The sequence below is a fragment of the Thalassobaculum litoreum DSM 18839 genome (genome assembly GCF_900102465.1).
GTDB classification, from domain to species: Bacteria; Pseudomonadota; Alphaproteobacteria; order Thalassobaculales; family Thalassobaculaceae; genus Thalassobaculum; species Thalassobaculum litoreum.
The window spans coordinates 150,002-164,251 of record NZ_FNBW01000009.1 but is presented as its reverse complement, the minus strand read 5'-3'; the positions used below and the strand labels follow the sequence as shown (position 1 = coordinate 164,251).

Annotated in this window: 12 protein-coding genes; 4 read left to right on the top strand and 8 right to left on the bottom strand. The window is 66.3% G+C overall.

The features are described 5' to 3' along the window. Positions 1-386: 386 nt before the first annotated feature. Entirely contained in the window at positions 387-1,286 is a 900-nt protein-coding gene (locus BLS34_RS15680; protein ID WP_028794273.1) for a polysaccharide deacetylase family protein, read from the bottom strand. 223 nt (positions 1,287-1,509) lie between these two features. On the opposite strand from BLS34_RS15680, the gene BLS34_RS15675 reads away from it, so the two are divergent. From BLS34_RS15675 to BLS34_RS15665, 3 genes are all read left to right on the top strand, one after another. Continuing rightward, positions 1,510-2,292, top strand: coding sequence for an SDR family NAD(P)-dependent oxidoreductase (locus BLS34_RS15675; protein WP_028794274.1), 783 nt, complete (start codon positions 1,510-1,512; stop codon positions 2,290-2,292). A gap of 122 nt (positions 2,293-2,414) precedes the next feature. Next, positions 2,415-3,308 (top strand): DMT family transporter, encoded by an 894-nt coding sequence (locus tag BLS34_RS15670; protein ID WP_093151658.1) that lies wholly within the window; start codon positions 2,415-2,417, stop codon positions 3,306-3,308. A gap of 37 nt (positions 3,309-3,345) precedes the next feature. Continuing rightward, entirely contained in the window at positions 3,346-4,158 is an 813-nt protein-coding gene (locus tag BLS34_RS15665) for a putative hydro-lyase (protein ID WP_093151656.1), read from the top strand. Between the two features lie 76 nt (positions 4,159-4,234). On the opposite strand, the gene BLS34_RS15660 is transcribed toward BLS34_RS15665, so the two are convergent. The 3 genes from BLS34_RS15660 to BLS34_RS15650 all read right to left on the bottom strand — a co-directional run bounded on the left by BLS34_RS15660 (position 4,235) and on the right by BLS34_RS15650 (position 7,286). Continuing rightward, positions 4,235-5,518, bottom strand: a complete 1,284-nt coding sequence (locus BLS34_RS15660) for a TRAP transporter large permease (protein WP_028794277.1) — start codon at positions 5,516-5,518, stop codon at positions 4,235-4,237. 31 nt (positions 5,519-5,549) lie between these two features. Beyond that, on the bottom strand, positions 5,550-6,125 hold the full coding sequence (locus BLS34_RS15655; RefSeq protein WP_028794278.1) for a TRAP transporter small permease subunit: 576 nt from the start codon (positions 6,123-6,125) through the stop codon (positions 5,550-5,552). Between the two features lie 90 nt (positions 6,126-6,215). Next, positions 6,216-7,286, bottom strand: coding sequence for a TRAP transporter substrate-binding protein (locus BLS34_RS15650; protein WP_038013995.1), 1,071 nt, complete (start codon positions 7,284-7,286; stop codon positions 6,216-6,218). 244 nt (positions 7,287-7,530) lie between these two features. On the opposite strand from BLS34_RS15650, the gene BLS34_RS15645 reads away from it, so the two are divergent. Beyond that, a complete protein-coding gene (locus BLS34_RS15645; RefSeq protein ID WP_093151653.1) occupies positions 7,531-8,121 on the top strand; it encodes a carboxymuconolactone decarboxylase family protein in 591 nt (196 codons plus the stop codon). A gap of 66 nt (positions 8,122-8,187) precedes the next feature. Here the strand turns inward: BLS34_RS15645 and BLS34_RS15640 are convergent, their stop codons facing one another. The 4 genes from BLS34_RS15640 to BLS34_RS15625 all read right to left on the bottom strand — a co-directional run bounded on the left by BLS34_RS15640 (position 8,188) and on the right by BLS34_RS15625 (position 14,054). Continuing rightward, positions 8,188-9,258, bottom strand: a complete 1,071-nt coding sequence (locus BLS34_RS15640) for a TRAP transporter substrate-binding protein (protein WP_028794280.1) — start codon at positions 9,256-9,258, stop codon at positions 8,188-8,190. A 277-nt stretch (positions 9,259-9,535) separates the two neighbouring features. After that, complete coding sequence (locus BLS34_RS15635; RefSeq protein ID WP_093151651.1) at positions 9,536-11,164, bottom strand: GMC family oxidoreductase; 1,629 nt, start codon at positions 11,162-11,164, stop codon at positions 9,536-9,538. A 226-nt stretch (positions 11,165-11,390) separates the two neighbouring features. Beyond that, a complete protein-coding gene (gene betA, locus BLS34_RS15630; RefSeq protein ID WP_038013998.1) occupies positions 11,391-13,085 on the bottom strand; it encodes a choline dehydrogenase in 1,695 nt (564 codons plus the stop codon). A gap of 225 nt (positions 13,086-13,310) precedes the next feature. Beyond that, positions 13,311-14,054 (bottom strand): SDR family NAD(P)-dependent oxidoreductase, encoded by a 744-nt coding sequence (locus tag BLS34_RS15625; protein ID WP_093151648.1) that lies wholly within the window; start codon positions 14,052-14,054, stop codon positions 13,311-13,313. Positions 14,055-14,250 lie beyond the last annotated feature (196 nt).

The following is a 14,250-nucleotide window of genomic DNA, read 5'->3' as shown; positions in this document are numbered from 1 at the left end:
CGTCCTGCGATATCAGAGGTGTCCGGGGAGGTGACTCATTGAATTTGAAGGAATATTGCCGCAGATGCATCGGTTCCACATTGGAAATGGTGCGATGCGAAATGACCCTGGCCCGTTTATTGCTTGTTAAGAAGGATCAGGTATCCTTCAAGGGCTAAAGAAAATGTCTCCCGATCCCGTAACCCCAACCCTCGGCACGCTCCCGATGACCGTTCTCTCCCTGATCTCGCGCCTGCGTCACGATCTCTTCTCCTGGTGGGGCAAGCGCGCCTATCACCCCGAGAAGCGCTACATGCGCGGCACCCACGACGCCTGAGCGTCGGCGCGGCACCTACCGCCTGAGCGTCGGCGTGGCACCTACCGCCTGAGCGTCGGACGGGCTCACCTCATCTCCCGGAGCCGGGAATTGTTCCGGCCGGCAGACGTGTACAGAAGCTGGCGATGGCGCCCGGCGTGGTCAGCCAGATCTCGTCGCGATGACGCAGAATGTGTTTCATCGCCCGCCGCAGCGCCCTCAACCGATACGGCTGCCCCACGATGAACGGATGCAGGACCGCGGTGTAGACCAGCGGCCGCTTCTTCGACTGGTGCAGCAACTCGTCGAACTGATCGATCATCATCCGCTCGAACTCCTCCCCGCTATGCTGGCGGAACACCATCGCCGGCGAGTCGTTCACTTCGATCGAATAGGGCACCGACAGGATCCGGCCCCTGCGGGTGCGCATCCAGAACGGCTGGTCGTCGGCCGGCCAGTCCATCACATAGCCGTACCCGGCCTCCTGCAGCAGATCGAGGGTCACCGGGGTCTGCGCCAGATACGGGCCGAGCCAGCCGGAGGGCCGGTCGCCGAAGAACGTGGTCAGGGTCTCGGTGGTCTCGCGGATGAGCCTCGCCTCGTCGTCCTCGCCCAGCGTGTCCTGGCGCTCGGCGTTGGTGCGCCCGTGGGCCACCACCTCGTCGCCCCGGGCGCGGATCCGCACGGCGATCTCCGGGCAGGCGTCCAGCAGCATCGAGTTGAGGTTGTGGGACGCCGGAACGTTCATCTCGTCGAACAAATCGAACAGGTACCACTGACCCACCCGGTTGCCGTAGTCGCGCCAGGCGAAGTTCCGGGTCGATTGCGGTGCGCCCGGGCTGGCGCTGTCGGAGCCGAGCCCGTCGAGAAACGAGAAGATCTCGATGTTGTTGCAGAAACAGACAGCGAGGCGTTTGCCGCCGGGCCAGTCATAGACCGGGCGGGAATCGAGCGGCGAATAGCCGTAGCGGTTATGGGTCGTCAGCTGCATGCGCGCATGCTGTCGGCGGCGGCCGCGCCGGACAAGTCCTTAAACGCCGGGATGCCGCCGTTTCGGTGGTTCTCGAACTGTTGGGAATCGGCTGTGGAGGTGGGGATCCGGGGTCCCGTGTGGCGCTGCGGATGGAGAACGTCCGCCGGTCTCGGTTTGCCCCTCCAAAATGCCGGCGGGCATGCCATGCTGCGGCGAGAACAAGACCACGCGAGGTGAGGATATGGATGTGCGGCTCGACGGGCGCTCGGCGCTGATCACCGGAGGCAGTCTCGGCATCGGCCGGGCGATCGCCCTGCGCTATGCGGAAAGCGGCGGACGGGTGGCCATCGTGGCCCGGCGCCAGGAGACGCTGGACGAGGCGGCGGCGGCGATCAAGGAGGCCACCGGCGCGGATGTGGTGACCATCGCCGCCGACATCTCCACCGCCCAGGGTTGCGAGATCGCCTGCGACATCGCCCAGGCCCAGCTCGGTGCGGTCGACATCCTGGTCAACAATGCCGGTTCCTCCAAGCGCGGACCCTTCGCCAGCCACGACGATTCGGTGTGGCAGGCCGATCTGGACCTGAAGCTGTTCGCCGCGATCCGCCTGTGCCGCCGGCTGATGCCGGAGATGCAGCAGCGGCGCTGGGGCAGGGTGATCAACATCCTGAACACCGGCGCCAAGGCGCCGCCGGCCGAGGGCGCGCCGACCGCGGTGACCCGGGCTGCCGGCATGGCCCTGACCAAGGCGATGGCCACCGAGTACGCTCCGTACAACGTCCTGGTGAACGCCCTGCTGGTCGGCCGGATCGAAAGCGACCAGTGGGTGAAGCGGCATGCATCCGAGAATGGAAATCGTTCTCTGGAGGACTATTATGCCGAGATGGGCGAGACGATCCCCATGGGCCGCGTCGGCACCGCCGAAGAGTTCGCTGCCGTCGCCACGCTGCTGGCCTCCAAGGAGGGCGGCTATGTGACCGGCACCGCGATCAACATCGACGGCGGACTGTGCCCGGTGGTTTGAACCAGAGGTGGTTTGAACCAGCGGTGGTTTGAGCCGAAGGTCCGGGGCGGATCGTCTGAGCCGATCGCATCGGTTGGAGAATAGTGCGTGACAATGGGTATCGCCGGCCGTAGGCGCCGGTCATGACGGACGTGGCGGGCGTGCCGTTCGACTACATGCCGCTCATCCTCGCGACCACAGCGTCGCTGATGTTCGCCATCGGCGCCCAATGGCAGAATATCGGCCTGGCAACCGTGGACGGACGGACCGGGGCCATGGTCTCGATCACCGCGGCTGCGGCGACCCTGTGGCTGTTCGCGCCGTTCTTCATGGACTGGCACTACTGGCTCGAGCCGGCGATGCTGATCTTCGCCGCCATCGGCCTGTTCCGACCGGCCGTCTCCGCCAATCTGGCGGTGGCCGGGATGAAGTTTCTGGGCCCCACCCTGGTCAGTACGCTCGCCTGCACCTCGCCGCTGTTCGGCACGGTGATGGGCGTGCTGATCCTGGGGGAGATGTTCACCTGGCCCCTGGCGATCGGCACCGGCGGGATCATGGCGGCCGTCCTGCTGCTGTCCAAGCGCGGCAAGGTCAAGGTCGACTGGCCGTTCTGGGCGCTGTTCCTGCCGATCGGCGCCGCCTTCCTGCGGGCGCTGGGCCACGTGCTGTCGAAGATCGGCATGGAGGCGGGCATCCCCGACCCCTATTTCGCCAGCATCGTCGGCTTCACCGTCTCGGCCATCCTGACCTGGTCGGTGCGCGGGGTGCGCCGCGAGCCGGTGGTGGTGAACTGGCGGGCGCCGGGGGTGAAGTGGTTCGCGCTGGGCGGGGCGACCACCTCGGCTGCGATCATCTGCCTGAACACCGGCCTGCTGCGCGGCGATCTGGTGGTGATCGCCCCGATCGTCGCGACCTCGCCGATCTTCACCATGTTGCTCTCGGCCCTGGTGTTCCGCCGCGAGAGGTTGACGGGCAAGGTCGTGATCGCGACCTTTATCGTCGTGGGTTCCGTCATCGTCATCGCGCTCGGGCGGTGAGGCAGATGCCCGAAGCCGCTAACCCGAGGAGACGTCCATGAACCTCCAAGCTCCCTTCCAATCCCCGGCCCGCGCCGCCGATCCGCGCGAGGCGCGCCGGCAGATCCGCGAGGGGCTGCATACCGGCCATACCGCGGGGCTGGCGCCGGGCTATCTGCAAGGCAACCTGGTGATCCTGCCGGCGGAACATGCGCTCGACTTCTTCCGGTTCTGCCAGCGCAACCCGAAGCCCTGCCCGCTGGTCGGCGTGTCCGACACCGGCAATCCGGACCTGTTCACGCTCGGCACAGATGTCGACATCCGCACCGACGTGCCGTCCTACAACATCTTCCGCGATGGCGTGCTGACCGAGTCCGTGCCGGACATCAAGGCGCTCTGGGGCGAGGACTCGGTCGCCTTTGTCATCGGCTGCTCCTTCACCTTCGAGCAGGCGCTGGTGACCGACGGCATCCGGCTGCGCCACTGGGACGACGACACCACCGTCTCCATGTACCGCACCAGCATCCAGACCACCCCGGCCGGCCCGTTCCGCGGCGAGATGGTTGTCTCCATGCGGCCGATGACCATGGCCAACGCGATCAAGGCGGCGGCGATCACCGCCCGCTTTCCCCACGCTCACGGCGCGCCGGTGCATATCGGCGATCCGGCGCAGATCGGTATCGCGGATATCGCTAAGCCGGACTTCGGCGATCCGACGCCGATCGAGGACGGCGAGGTGCCGGTATTCTGGGCCTGCGGCGTGACTCCCCAGCGCACCGTGCTGGAGGCCAAGCTGCCGCTGGTCATCACCCATACGCCGGGCCACATGCTGGTGACCGACATCCCGGGCTACGAGGCGGGCGGCGGCTGATACGTCCGCGGCCAAACGAAAGCCCCCTCTCCGGCGCCGGAGAGGGGGCTTTTTCGTCCGGGTCGTCAGGGACCGCTCAGTAGAACAGGGACGGCAGCCACAGGGCGAGTTCCGGGAAGCCCACCAGCAGGGCCACCATGGCGAACATCGCCAGCAGGAACGGGATCACGCCGACCATCACGTCGGACATCGGCCCGCTGCCGCGCACGCCCTGGACCACGTACAGGTTCACGCCGATCGGCGGGGTGATCAGGGCGGCCTCCAGCATCACCATCAGCAGGATGCCGAACCACACTGGATCGTAGCCCAGGCCGACGATGATCGGGGTGATGATCGGCGCCGTGGTGATCAGCATGGACAGCGTCTCCATGAAGCAGCCGAGCACCAGGTAGAACACGATCACCGCCAGCAGGGTCTGGAACGGCGTCAGGCCGAGGGAGGTGATGAAGGTGGCCAGCGCCTGGGTCAGGCCGATCATGCCGAGCACGAAGTTCAGGAAGATCGCCGCCATGATGATCAGCATCACCATCGCGGTGGTCTTCATGGTCCCCTCGATCGCCTCGCGCAGCATCGAGATCGACAGGCTGCGGTAGCAGGCGGCCAGGATCAGTGCCGCGACCACGCCGAGGGAGGCGGCCTCCGTCGGGGTGGCGATGCCGGCATAGATCGAGCCGACAACCACCAGAAAGATGCCGAGCGGCGGCAGCAGGTCGGGCAGGACGCGCGCCCGTTGCAGCCAGGAGGTCTCGACCTTGTCGCCGTCGAGGCTGGGCCGGAAGGTGCAGAACAGGATGACCGCGACCATGAACAGGCCGGCCAGGATCAGCCCGGGGATGAAGCCGGCGAGATACAGTTCCGGCACGGAGGTGTCGGTCAGCAGGCCGTAGACGATCAGGTTGATCGACGGCGGGATCAGGATGCCGAGGGTACCGCCGGCCGCCAGGGTGCCGAGGAACAGCCGCTCATTATAGCCGCGCTTCTCCACCTCGGGCAGGGCGACCGTGCCGACCGTCGCCGCCGTGGCGACCGAGGATCCCGAGGTCGCGGCGAACATGGCGCAGGCGCCGATATTGGAGTGCATCAGCCCGCCGGGCAGCCAGGACAGCCACTGCACCAGGGCGGCGTACATGCGCTGGGCGATGCCGGCGCGCAGCAGGATCTCGCCAAGCAGCACGAACATCGGGATGGCGACCAGCAGGAACTCGATCGACGTCTGCCAGGCGTTGTCCGCCAGTCCGCGCCACAGGAAGCCGCCGGAAAAGATCTGATCGAGGGCCAGCCCCAGCGTTCCCAGCGCCGCGGCGATCGGGATGCTGAGGGCAATCAGCACAATGAGAATGATCAGCGTCGTGCCGAGCATGGCGTCTCAGTCTCCCAAATATTTATCGCGATCAGCCGGCGTGGCCGCCGTCGCCGCTTTGCATTTCTTCATCGAGTGTCGGAACCCCGGCGATGTCGTGGACGCCGGTCAGGTCGCCGCGCAGCAGCCGGGTCAGTGCGACCACGAACACGAGCAGCACGGTCAGACAGAAAACGACCATGCCGGCGAACCAGAGGGACTGGGGGATCGCGATCGGCGTCTGCAGGGGGGTGATGGACTTGGTCCAGAACCCGATATTGTCCTGCAGCATCAGCCAGCTGCGCCAGGTCAGCGGGAAGAAGAACACCGCCAGTCCGACGAGGGCGACGAGGTCGAGGATCGAGCGCACGAACGGGGGCAGGGGGATGTACAGCGCGTCGATCCGGACATTCGCGCGATGCAGCACCGCGTAGGGAAAGGCGAAGGCCGTCGAGATCGCGAAGATGTATCCGGAGATTTCGTCCGCACCGCCAAGCGTGACCAGGAAGACGTCCCGCAGGAAGACGTCGATTGTCACCATGATTGCGGCGCCGATCAGCCCGGCACCGCCGATCCAAACCATGAGGCTTGAGAGCTTGAAGTTCGCTGCGAGAAGTTTATCCAGCACCGCTTGGCACCTTCCGCTTGATTGCGGGATTTAAGAACGACCCGGGTACTATACAGCACCCGGGTCGTCCGTCCGTGAAGGGATTGTGCCTTACGGCTTCGGCGCGGTCACGCCCGTGATCTTACCGACCGTGGCATTCCAGTCGTCGATGCAGGACTCGCCGGCCTTCTCGACGCAACGCTCGGCCCAACGCTTGAGGACGACTTCCTCCAGCGCCTTCTTGCGCGCGGCCGTATCGGCGTCCGAGAGCTCGACCAGCTTCATGTTGCCGGGCTCGCCCACGGTGCAGGTCCCACCCTGGCCAGTGTTGCAGATGATCCCCATCTCGTCTTCGGCAATCATGTTCTTCCAGGCGGACTCGTTGTATTCCTCCATCATCTTCTCGACGAAGGCCTTGGTCTCGTCGCTCATGCGATTCCAGGTGCCAAGGTTCATCGCCGCGAAGGACATGGAATAGCCGACCCGCAGCGGGAAGGCATGGGTGGCGACCTGGTACCACTTGGCCTGATAGGCCGGCATGGTGCCGGTGATGCCGCAATCCACCACCTTCTTCTCCAGGGCCGGTACGACCTCGGCGAAGGCGATGGTCACGGAGGTGCCGCCCAGACCCTCGACGAGATCACCCATCGACGTGGTGTAGACGCGGACCTTCTTGCCGGTCAGGTCCTCGACGCTGTTGACCTCGGCGTTGCACCACAGCATCTGGCTCGGGAACGGGTAGACCGCCAGGAGCTTCGCGCCGTAGGTCTCCTCGAACTGCTTCTCCATGATCGGCCAGTAGGCCTCGGCGGAGCCGCGCACGTCTTCCCAGCTCTGCGCGACACCGGCGATGTCGATGCCCTCGACCACCGGGTCCTCGCCGGCGATGTAGCCGACCACGCCGTGGGCGACGTCGAACACGCCGATCTTCAGCATGCGCATCACTTCGAAGCCCTTGATGCCGACATCGGTCTGCGGCACGGCATCGGCCGTGATCTTGCCGCCCGACTTCTCCGGCATCGTCTCGTTCCAGAACGGTCCCTCGTTGACCTTCCAGTTCGACAGGTTGCCCCAAGTGCCAACGACCTTGAGGTTCAGTGTATCCAGTTCAGCCGCAGCCGGTCCGGCCATCAGGCCGACCGAAAGCAGAGCTGCACCGAATACGGACAGGGTCTTACCCATTCATTGCCTCCTCACCATTCGAAAGCGCATCCAAAGTTGCGCGTGTGTGCTGTTGGCCAACGCGTGACTCGGCCGCAGTCAACACCAACCCCCGAAGCAGGTCAAAGGGGGTAATAATCCATATTTTTTCAACGGATATTTACCCGAACTACTTCGTACAATTGATGATCTTTCCAGCCTATGGCCAACTCCCGGAGGCATTGTATACACGTCGGTGCGTTAATGATCCATCAAGGAGATGACCATGGCCCGCGTTCGGGATGTTGAAATGGATGAGGTGCCGGAGGAGGTGCGGCCGGTCTACGAGCGCTTCGCCCGCGACTACGGTCCGTTCCTGAATCAGGTGAAGATTTTCGCCCACCGTCCGCCGGCCCTGAAGCACATCATGGGCCTGCTGCTGGACTTCGCCGACGAGGCGATCCTGCCGAAGCGCTACCTGGAGATCGTGCTGGTCGTCGTCTCCAAGCTCAACGCCTGCGAGTACTGTGTCATCCACCATGCGCCGCGCTTGGTGGAGCAGGGCGTGTCGGCGGAGTCCGTTGAGCGGATCCTGGACGAGAGCGTGCCGGGCTTCGACGCGGTCGACCACCTGGTGCGCGACTACGCGGTGAAGGTGACCAACGACTTCAACCGGGTGCGCGACGCCACGTTCGACGCGCTGCGCGAGCATTTCACAGAGGAACAGATCGTCGAACTCACGCTTCGGATCGCGCTTTGCGGCTTCTTCAACCGCTTCACCGACGTGCTGCAGATCGGCGTCGAAGAGGGGGCGATGACCGACATGCTGTCGATCGGGGCAGGCAACAAGAGCCAGCCGACGGCGGCGGCCGAATAGAAACGGCGGCCGTCACCCCGCCTTGGGGATGACGGCCGCCGCCGGACTTTTGGAACGATCTGGAGGTTACGGCTTCGGCGCGGTGACGCCGGCGATCTTGCCGATGGTGGCGTTCCAGTCGTCGATGCACTTCTCGCCGAACTTCTCCACGCAGCGCTCGGCCCAACGCTTCAGCACGACGTTCTCCAGGATCTGCTTACGCTTGGCGTCGTCTGCCGCGCTCGGCTCGACCTTCTTCATGCCGCCGGGCTCGCCCGCGGTGCACTCGCCGCCAACGCCGGTGTTGCAGATGATGCCCATCTCGTCCTCGGCCATGGTGTTGGCCCAGGCGGTCTTCTCGAACTCGTTGAAATGCTTCTCGACGAAGGCCTTGGTCTCGTCGTTCATCCGGTTCCAGGTGGTCAGGTTGATGGCGGCGAAGGTGGCGGTGTAGCCGACCTTCATCAGATAGGCGTGGGTGGCGATCTGCCACCACTTGGCCTGATAGGCCGGCATGGTGCCGGTGATGCCGCAATCCACCACCTTCTTCTCCAGGGCCGGAACGACCTCGGCGAAGGCGATGGTGACAGAGGTCGCGTCCAGGCCCTCGATCAGGTCACCCATGGAGGTGGTGTAGACGCGGACCTTCTTGCCGGCGAGGTCCTCGGCGCTGTTCACGTCGGCGTTGCACCACAGCATCTGGCTCGGGAACGGATACAGCGCCATCAGCTTGGCGCCGTAGGTCTCCTCGAACTGCTTGGCGATGATCGGGCGATAGGCGTCCATCGAGGCCTTGGCGTCGTCCCAGTTCTGGATCACGCCCGCCAGATCGACACCCTCGACGATCGGGTCCTCTCCGGCGATGTAGCCGACCACGCCGTGGGCGACGTCGAACACGCCGATCTTCAGCATGCGCACGACCTCGAAGCCCTTGATGCCCACATCGGTCTGCGGAACGGCGTTCGCGGTGATCTTGCCGCCGGAGGCCTCCGGCATGGTCTTGTCCCAGAAGGGCTGCTCGTTGACCTTCCAGTTCGACAGGTTGCCCCAGGTTCCGACGACCTTCAGATTGAGTTGGTCCAGCTCCGCCGAGGCCGGCGTGGCCAGCAGGCCAAGCGACAGCAGGGCGCTTCCCAGCGCCGTGAGCGTATTTCGCATCCGTGTTTCCTCCACTGATTTGGTTCTCTGTTCCATCGCGCCCTTCGCATGGGGCGCTTTCGACTTTTTGATAGCCAGGGGGAAGTAGGCACGACTGAAAACGATTGGTAAAGGTCCGGAATACAGCTCGGCCGCTTCAGCGGGCGGGCACTAGTTCACGGCACATGAACATGCGCCGGCGCCGGGCGAGGTCTTGCCTCGAACAGGTGACCTTCGCACCGGGCGCCGGCCTAGATTTCAATCGCATTGGTCCGGACGACGTTGGTCCGGATGACGACTATGCCGCCGCGCGGGCTCTGGCGTCCTGCAGCACCATCTCGGCGCCCTTTTCGGCGATCATGATCGCGGCGGCGTTGGTGTTGCCGGAGACCAGGGTCGGCATGATCGAGGCGTCGATCACCCGCAGCCCCTCCATCCCATGCACCCGCAGCCGGTCGTCCACCACCGCCATCCGGTCGCTGGCCGGGCCCATCTTCGCGGTGCCGGCGATATGATACAGCGTCTGGCCGGTCTCTCGGGCGTAGCGCTCGAAATCGGCATCGGCCAGGCAGTCCGGGCCGGGCGTCATCTCCTGGCCGCGATAGGGGTCCAGCGCGGCGGCCCCGGCGATGCGGCGGCCGATCTTCATGCCCTCCACGATGGCGTCGACATCGACCGGATTGGTGAGGAACCGGCCGGTGATCGCCGGCGGCGTGGCGGGGTCCGGTGACTTGATGTGGATCATGCCCTGACTCTCCGGACGGAGCTGGCAGACGGCCAGGGTCATGCCCGGCTCCTTCTCCAGCTTGCGGGTCGCGGCGTCCGCGTAGCTCGCATGGGCCAGATGGAACTGGACGTCGGGCGTCTCCATGTCCGGGCGGCTCTTGACGAAGCCGTGCACCGCGCCGGCGCCGTAGGTGAGGATGCCCTCGCCGAACAGGGCGTAGCGGGCGAGCTCCCGCACGAAGGGCAGGCCGCGGGTGAGCTGGTTCAGGGTGATCGGCTGGGTCACCCGCCAGCGCATGCGGGTGCCGTAATGGTCGCGGTAGTTCTCGCCGACCCCGGGCAGATCGTGCACCACGGCGATCCCGTGCCTGGACAGCAGGTCGCCCTGGCCGATGCCGGACAGCTCCAGGAGCTGCGGCGACTGCACCGCGCCGGCGGAGAGGATGACCTCGCCCGACGCCCTGGCCTCGCGCGGCTGGCCGTTGACGCTATAGCGGATGCCGACGGCGCGTCTGCCCTCCAGGATCAGCCCGGTGGTGAAGGCGTCGGTTTCCACCGTCAGGTTGGGCCGGCTCATCACCGGATGCAGGAAGGCGCGGGCCGTGCTCGCCCGTTTCCCCCGGCGCATGGTGAGCTGGTAGTAGCCGAAGCCCTCCTGGTCGCCGTCGTTGTAGTCCGGGTTGCGCGGAAAGCCGGCCTGCTCGGCGGCGTCGATCCAGGCGTCGAGCAGGGGGTGCTTCTCGGTCGTGGTGGTCACCGACAGGGGGCCGTCGATGCCCCGGCTGTCGTCGCCGCCATCGACGAAGGTCTCCGACTTGCGGAAATAGGGCAGCACCGACTCGTAACTCCAGCCGCGATTGCCGAACTGCGCCCAGGTGTCGTAGTCGAGCGGCTGGCCGCGCACGTAGAGCAGGCCGTTGATGGAGGATGACCCGCCCAGGGTCTTGCCGCGCGGGGTGGCGATCGCCCGGTTGCCGGTGCCTTCCTCCGGCTCGGTCCAGAAACCCCAGTTGTAGTCCTTGCTGGTCAGCAGTTTGTAGAAGCCGACGGGAACGCCGATATAGGGGCTGTCGTCCTTGCGCCCCGCCTCCAGCAGCAGCACCCGGTTGGCCGGGTCGGCGCTCAGCCGGTTGGCGAGCACGCAGCCGGCCGAGCCGGCGCCGACGATGATGTAGTCCCAGGGGGTGGAAGAGGCGGTCATTGGGGTTTCCTCACGCGTTTTGCTCGCGAGTTTAGGGCGCGGGCAGGGGGCGGTGAAGGCACGGAAATCCACCCGCCGCCTTTCCTTCTCCAGACTCCCCGGACCTGCCCCGGGGCAATCCCATCAACGCGCACGACCATTCCAGATCATCTTCCGGCGATCGAGGTTCCCTAGCCTTGCCCCGGCACAAAGCCTGGGAGTGAGGTAAGTAATGGGATGAGGAACCCTACCCCGCCTGCGCCTCGCGCTGGGCCGTCTGCCAGTCCGGGGCGATCCAGACTTCGGCATTGTCGCTGGCCGGGGCCGCGCGGCCGAGGATCAGGTCGGCGGCCTTCTCCGCCACCATGATGGTGGGCGCGTTCAGGTTGCCGTTCGGGATCGTCGGGAAAATGGAACTGTCGGCGACCCGCAGGCCCTCCACGCCGATCACCGTCAGGTCCGGGCGCAGCACCGTCTCGGGATCGTCCGGACGGCCCATCCGGCAGGTACAGGACGGGTGATAGGCGCTCTCCACGTTCTCGCGCACCCAGGCGTCGATCGCTTCGTCGGAGGTCACGTCGGCCCCGGGCTGGATCTCCTCGCCGCGATAGGGATCCATCGCCGGCTGCGCGACGATCTCGCGGGTCAGCCGCACCACCCGGCGCCAGTCCTCCACGTCCTGCGGGTCCTGCAGATAGTTGAACAGGATCGACGGCTTGGTCTCTGGATCGGCGTCGGCGATGTCGATGCGGCCGCGGCTCTTCGGCTTGTTCGGGCCGACATGCACCTGAAACCCGTCGCCGGCGAAGGCGGCGTTGCCGTCGTAGCGCATCGCGCCGGGCAGGAAGTGATACTGGATATCGGGCCATTCCAGCCCGGCGCGCGAGCGGATGAAGGCGCAGGATTCGAAATGGTTGGTCGCCCCCAGCCCGTTGCGGAACAGCAGCCATCGGGCGCCGATCAGTCCCTTGCGCCACAGCGACAGGTGCCGGTTCAGGCTGAGCGGCTGGGTGCAGCGGAACTGGAAGTAGACCTCCAGATGGTCCTGCAGGTTTCCCCCGACACCGGGCCGGTCGGCGATCACCGGGATGCCGTGGCGCTTCAGCTCGGCGGCGGGGCCGATGCCGGAGCGCTGCAGGATCGTGGGCGAGCCGACGGAGCCGGCGGCCAGGATCACCTCGTGCCGCGCGCTCGCCTCCCGCGAGATCCCGCGGGTGGAGTAGGAGATGCCGGTGGCGCGGCCGTCGGCGATGATCACCCGGTCGACCAGCGCATGCTTGACCACCCGAAGGTTCGCGCGCCCCTGGGTCGGACGCAGGTAGCCGCGCGCGGTCGACCAGCGCAGCCCGTCGCGCACGGTCATGTGCATGGCGCCGAAGCCTTCCTGGCGGCGGCCGTTATAGTCGTCGGTGGCGCCGTAGCCCGCCTGCACGCCGGCCTCGATGAAGGCCTTGTACAGCGGGTTCGTCATGTGGTTGCCGTTGGAGGTCGCCAGCGGTCCGTCGCCGCCGCGATAGGCGTCGGCCCCGCCTTCCCAGCTTTCCGCCCGCTTGAAATAGGGCAGCACGTCGGCATAGCCCCAGCCGGTGGCGCCGTGCTCGACCCACTGGTCGTAGTCGCGGGCATGGCCGCGCACATAGACCATGCCGTTGATCGAGGACGACCCGCCCAGCCCCTTGCCGCGCGGGCAGTGCAGGCGGCGGCCGTCCAGTCCGGGCTCCGGCTCGCTCTCGTAGAACCAGTTGAACCGCTTCATGTTCATCGGGATCGACAGGGCCGAGGGCATGGACACGAAGATCGACCGGTCGCTGCCGCCGCCCTCCAGCAGCAGAACCCGGGTCTTGGGATCTTCGCTCAGCCGGTTGGCCAGCACGCAGCCTGCCGAGCCGGCGCCGACGATGATGTAATCGTACGTGTCGATGGTTTCGCTACGATCAGCCATGGGGCCGCATGCCACGCGGCGCGGACCGGCGCAAGGAAATCCGGCGATTGTGGGTTGGGCTCGCCCGCTGCGTCCCGGTCGGCCCCCGGATCAGGTCCTGGGTCCACCGGGATGACGAGGAAGGGTGAGAAGAACGTGTCGCTACATTCCTCCGTCATCCCGGTGACGTCCGGACTTGATCCGGAGCTCGGCCGGAGCCCAGCGGTCTTGGATCTGGCCGTCCTTCTAGGTCTGCGCGCCGCCGTTGCTGGCGATCATCTGGCCGTTGATGAAGCCGCCGCCGTCGGAGCACAGGAAGGCGGTGAGCGCCGCGATGTCCTCCGGCTGGCCCAGGCGGCCGACCGGGATTCGGTCGAGCTGGCTCTTGATGTGATGGGTCATCGAGGCATCGGCATGCTCGGTGTCGATCGGCCCCGGGGAGATCGCGTTCACCGTCACCCCGCTCGGTCCGAACTCCTTGGCCAGCGCCTTGGTCAGCCCCCACAGCCCGTGCTTGGCGGCGGATACCGGCGCGCGGCCGGCATAGCCGTGGATCGCGTTCATCCCCGTCAGGTTCACCACACGACCCCAGTTGTGCTCCACCATGGCGCCGCAGAACGCGCGGCAGAGATAGAAGGCGCTGGTCAGGTCGGTGTTCATCACCCGGTGCCAGTCGTCGTCGGTCATTTCCAGGAACGGCTTCTGCGGCCGGATGGCGGCGTTGTTCACCACGATCGCGACCGGCGGCATCTCCGCCTCGACCCGGGCCTTCAGCTCGGTCACCGCGCCGGAATCGCCGACATCGGCCATGACCACCAGCGCCGTGCGGCCCAGCGCGCCCACATCCTTGGCCACCGCGTCGCAGGCGTCCCGGTTGGCGCGGCCGTTGACGACGATGTCGAAGCCGTCGCGCGCCAGCGCGACGGCGATGGCGCGGCCGATATTCTGGCCGGCGCCGGAAATCACGGCGGTGGCGGGGGTGTCGGGCATCGGGGCCTCCCTGGGCTCGTTGTTCTGCTGGGCTTGTTGTGTCGGTCGGTGTCGGGTTTTGCCGAAGCCTAGGGGATCGCGGCGGCCAAGGGAGCACCCGATTTTTCCCGACCCCGTCCCACGGGGCCGGCGCGTTGACCTGGATCAATGTTCGGCCCGGCGCATCCGGCCACTCTCTGCGGGACACGAGCGAACG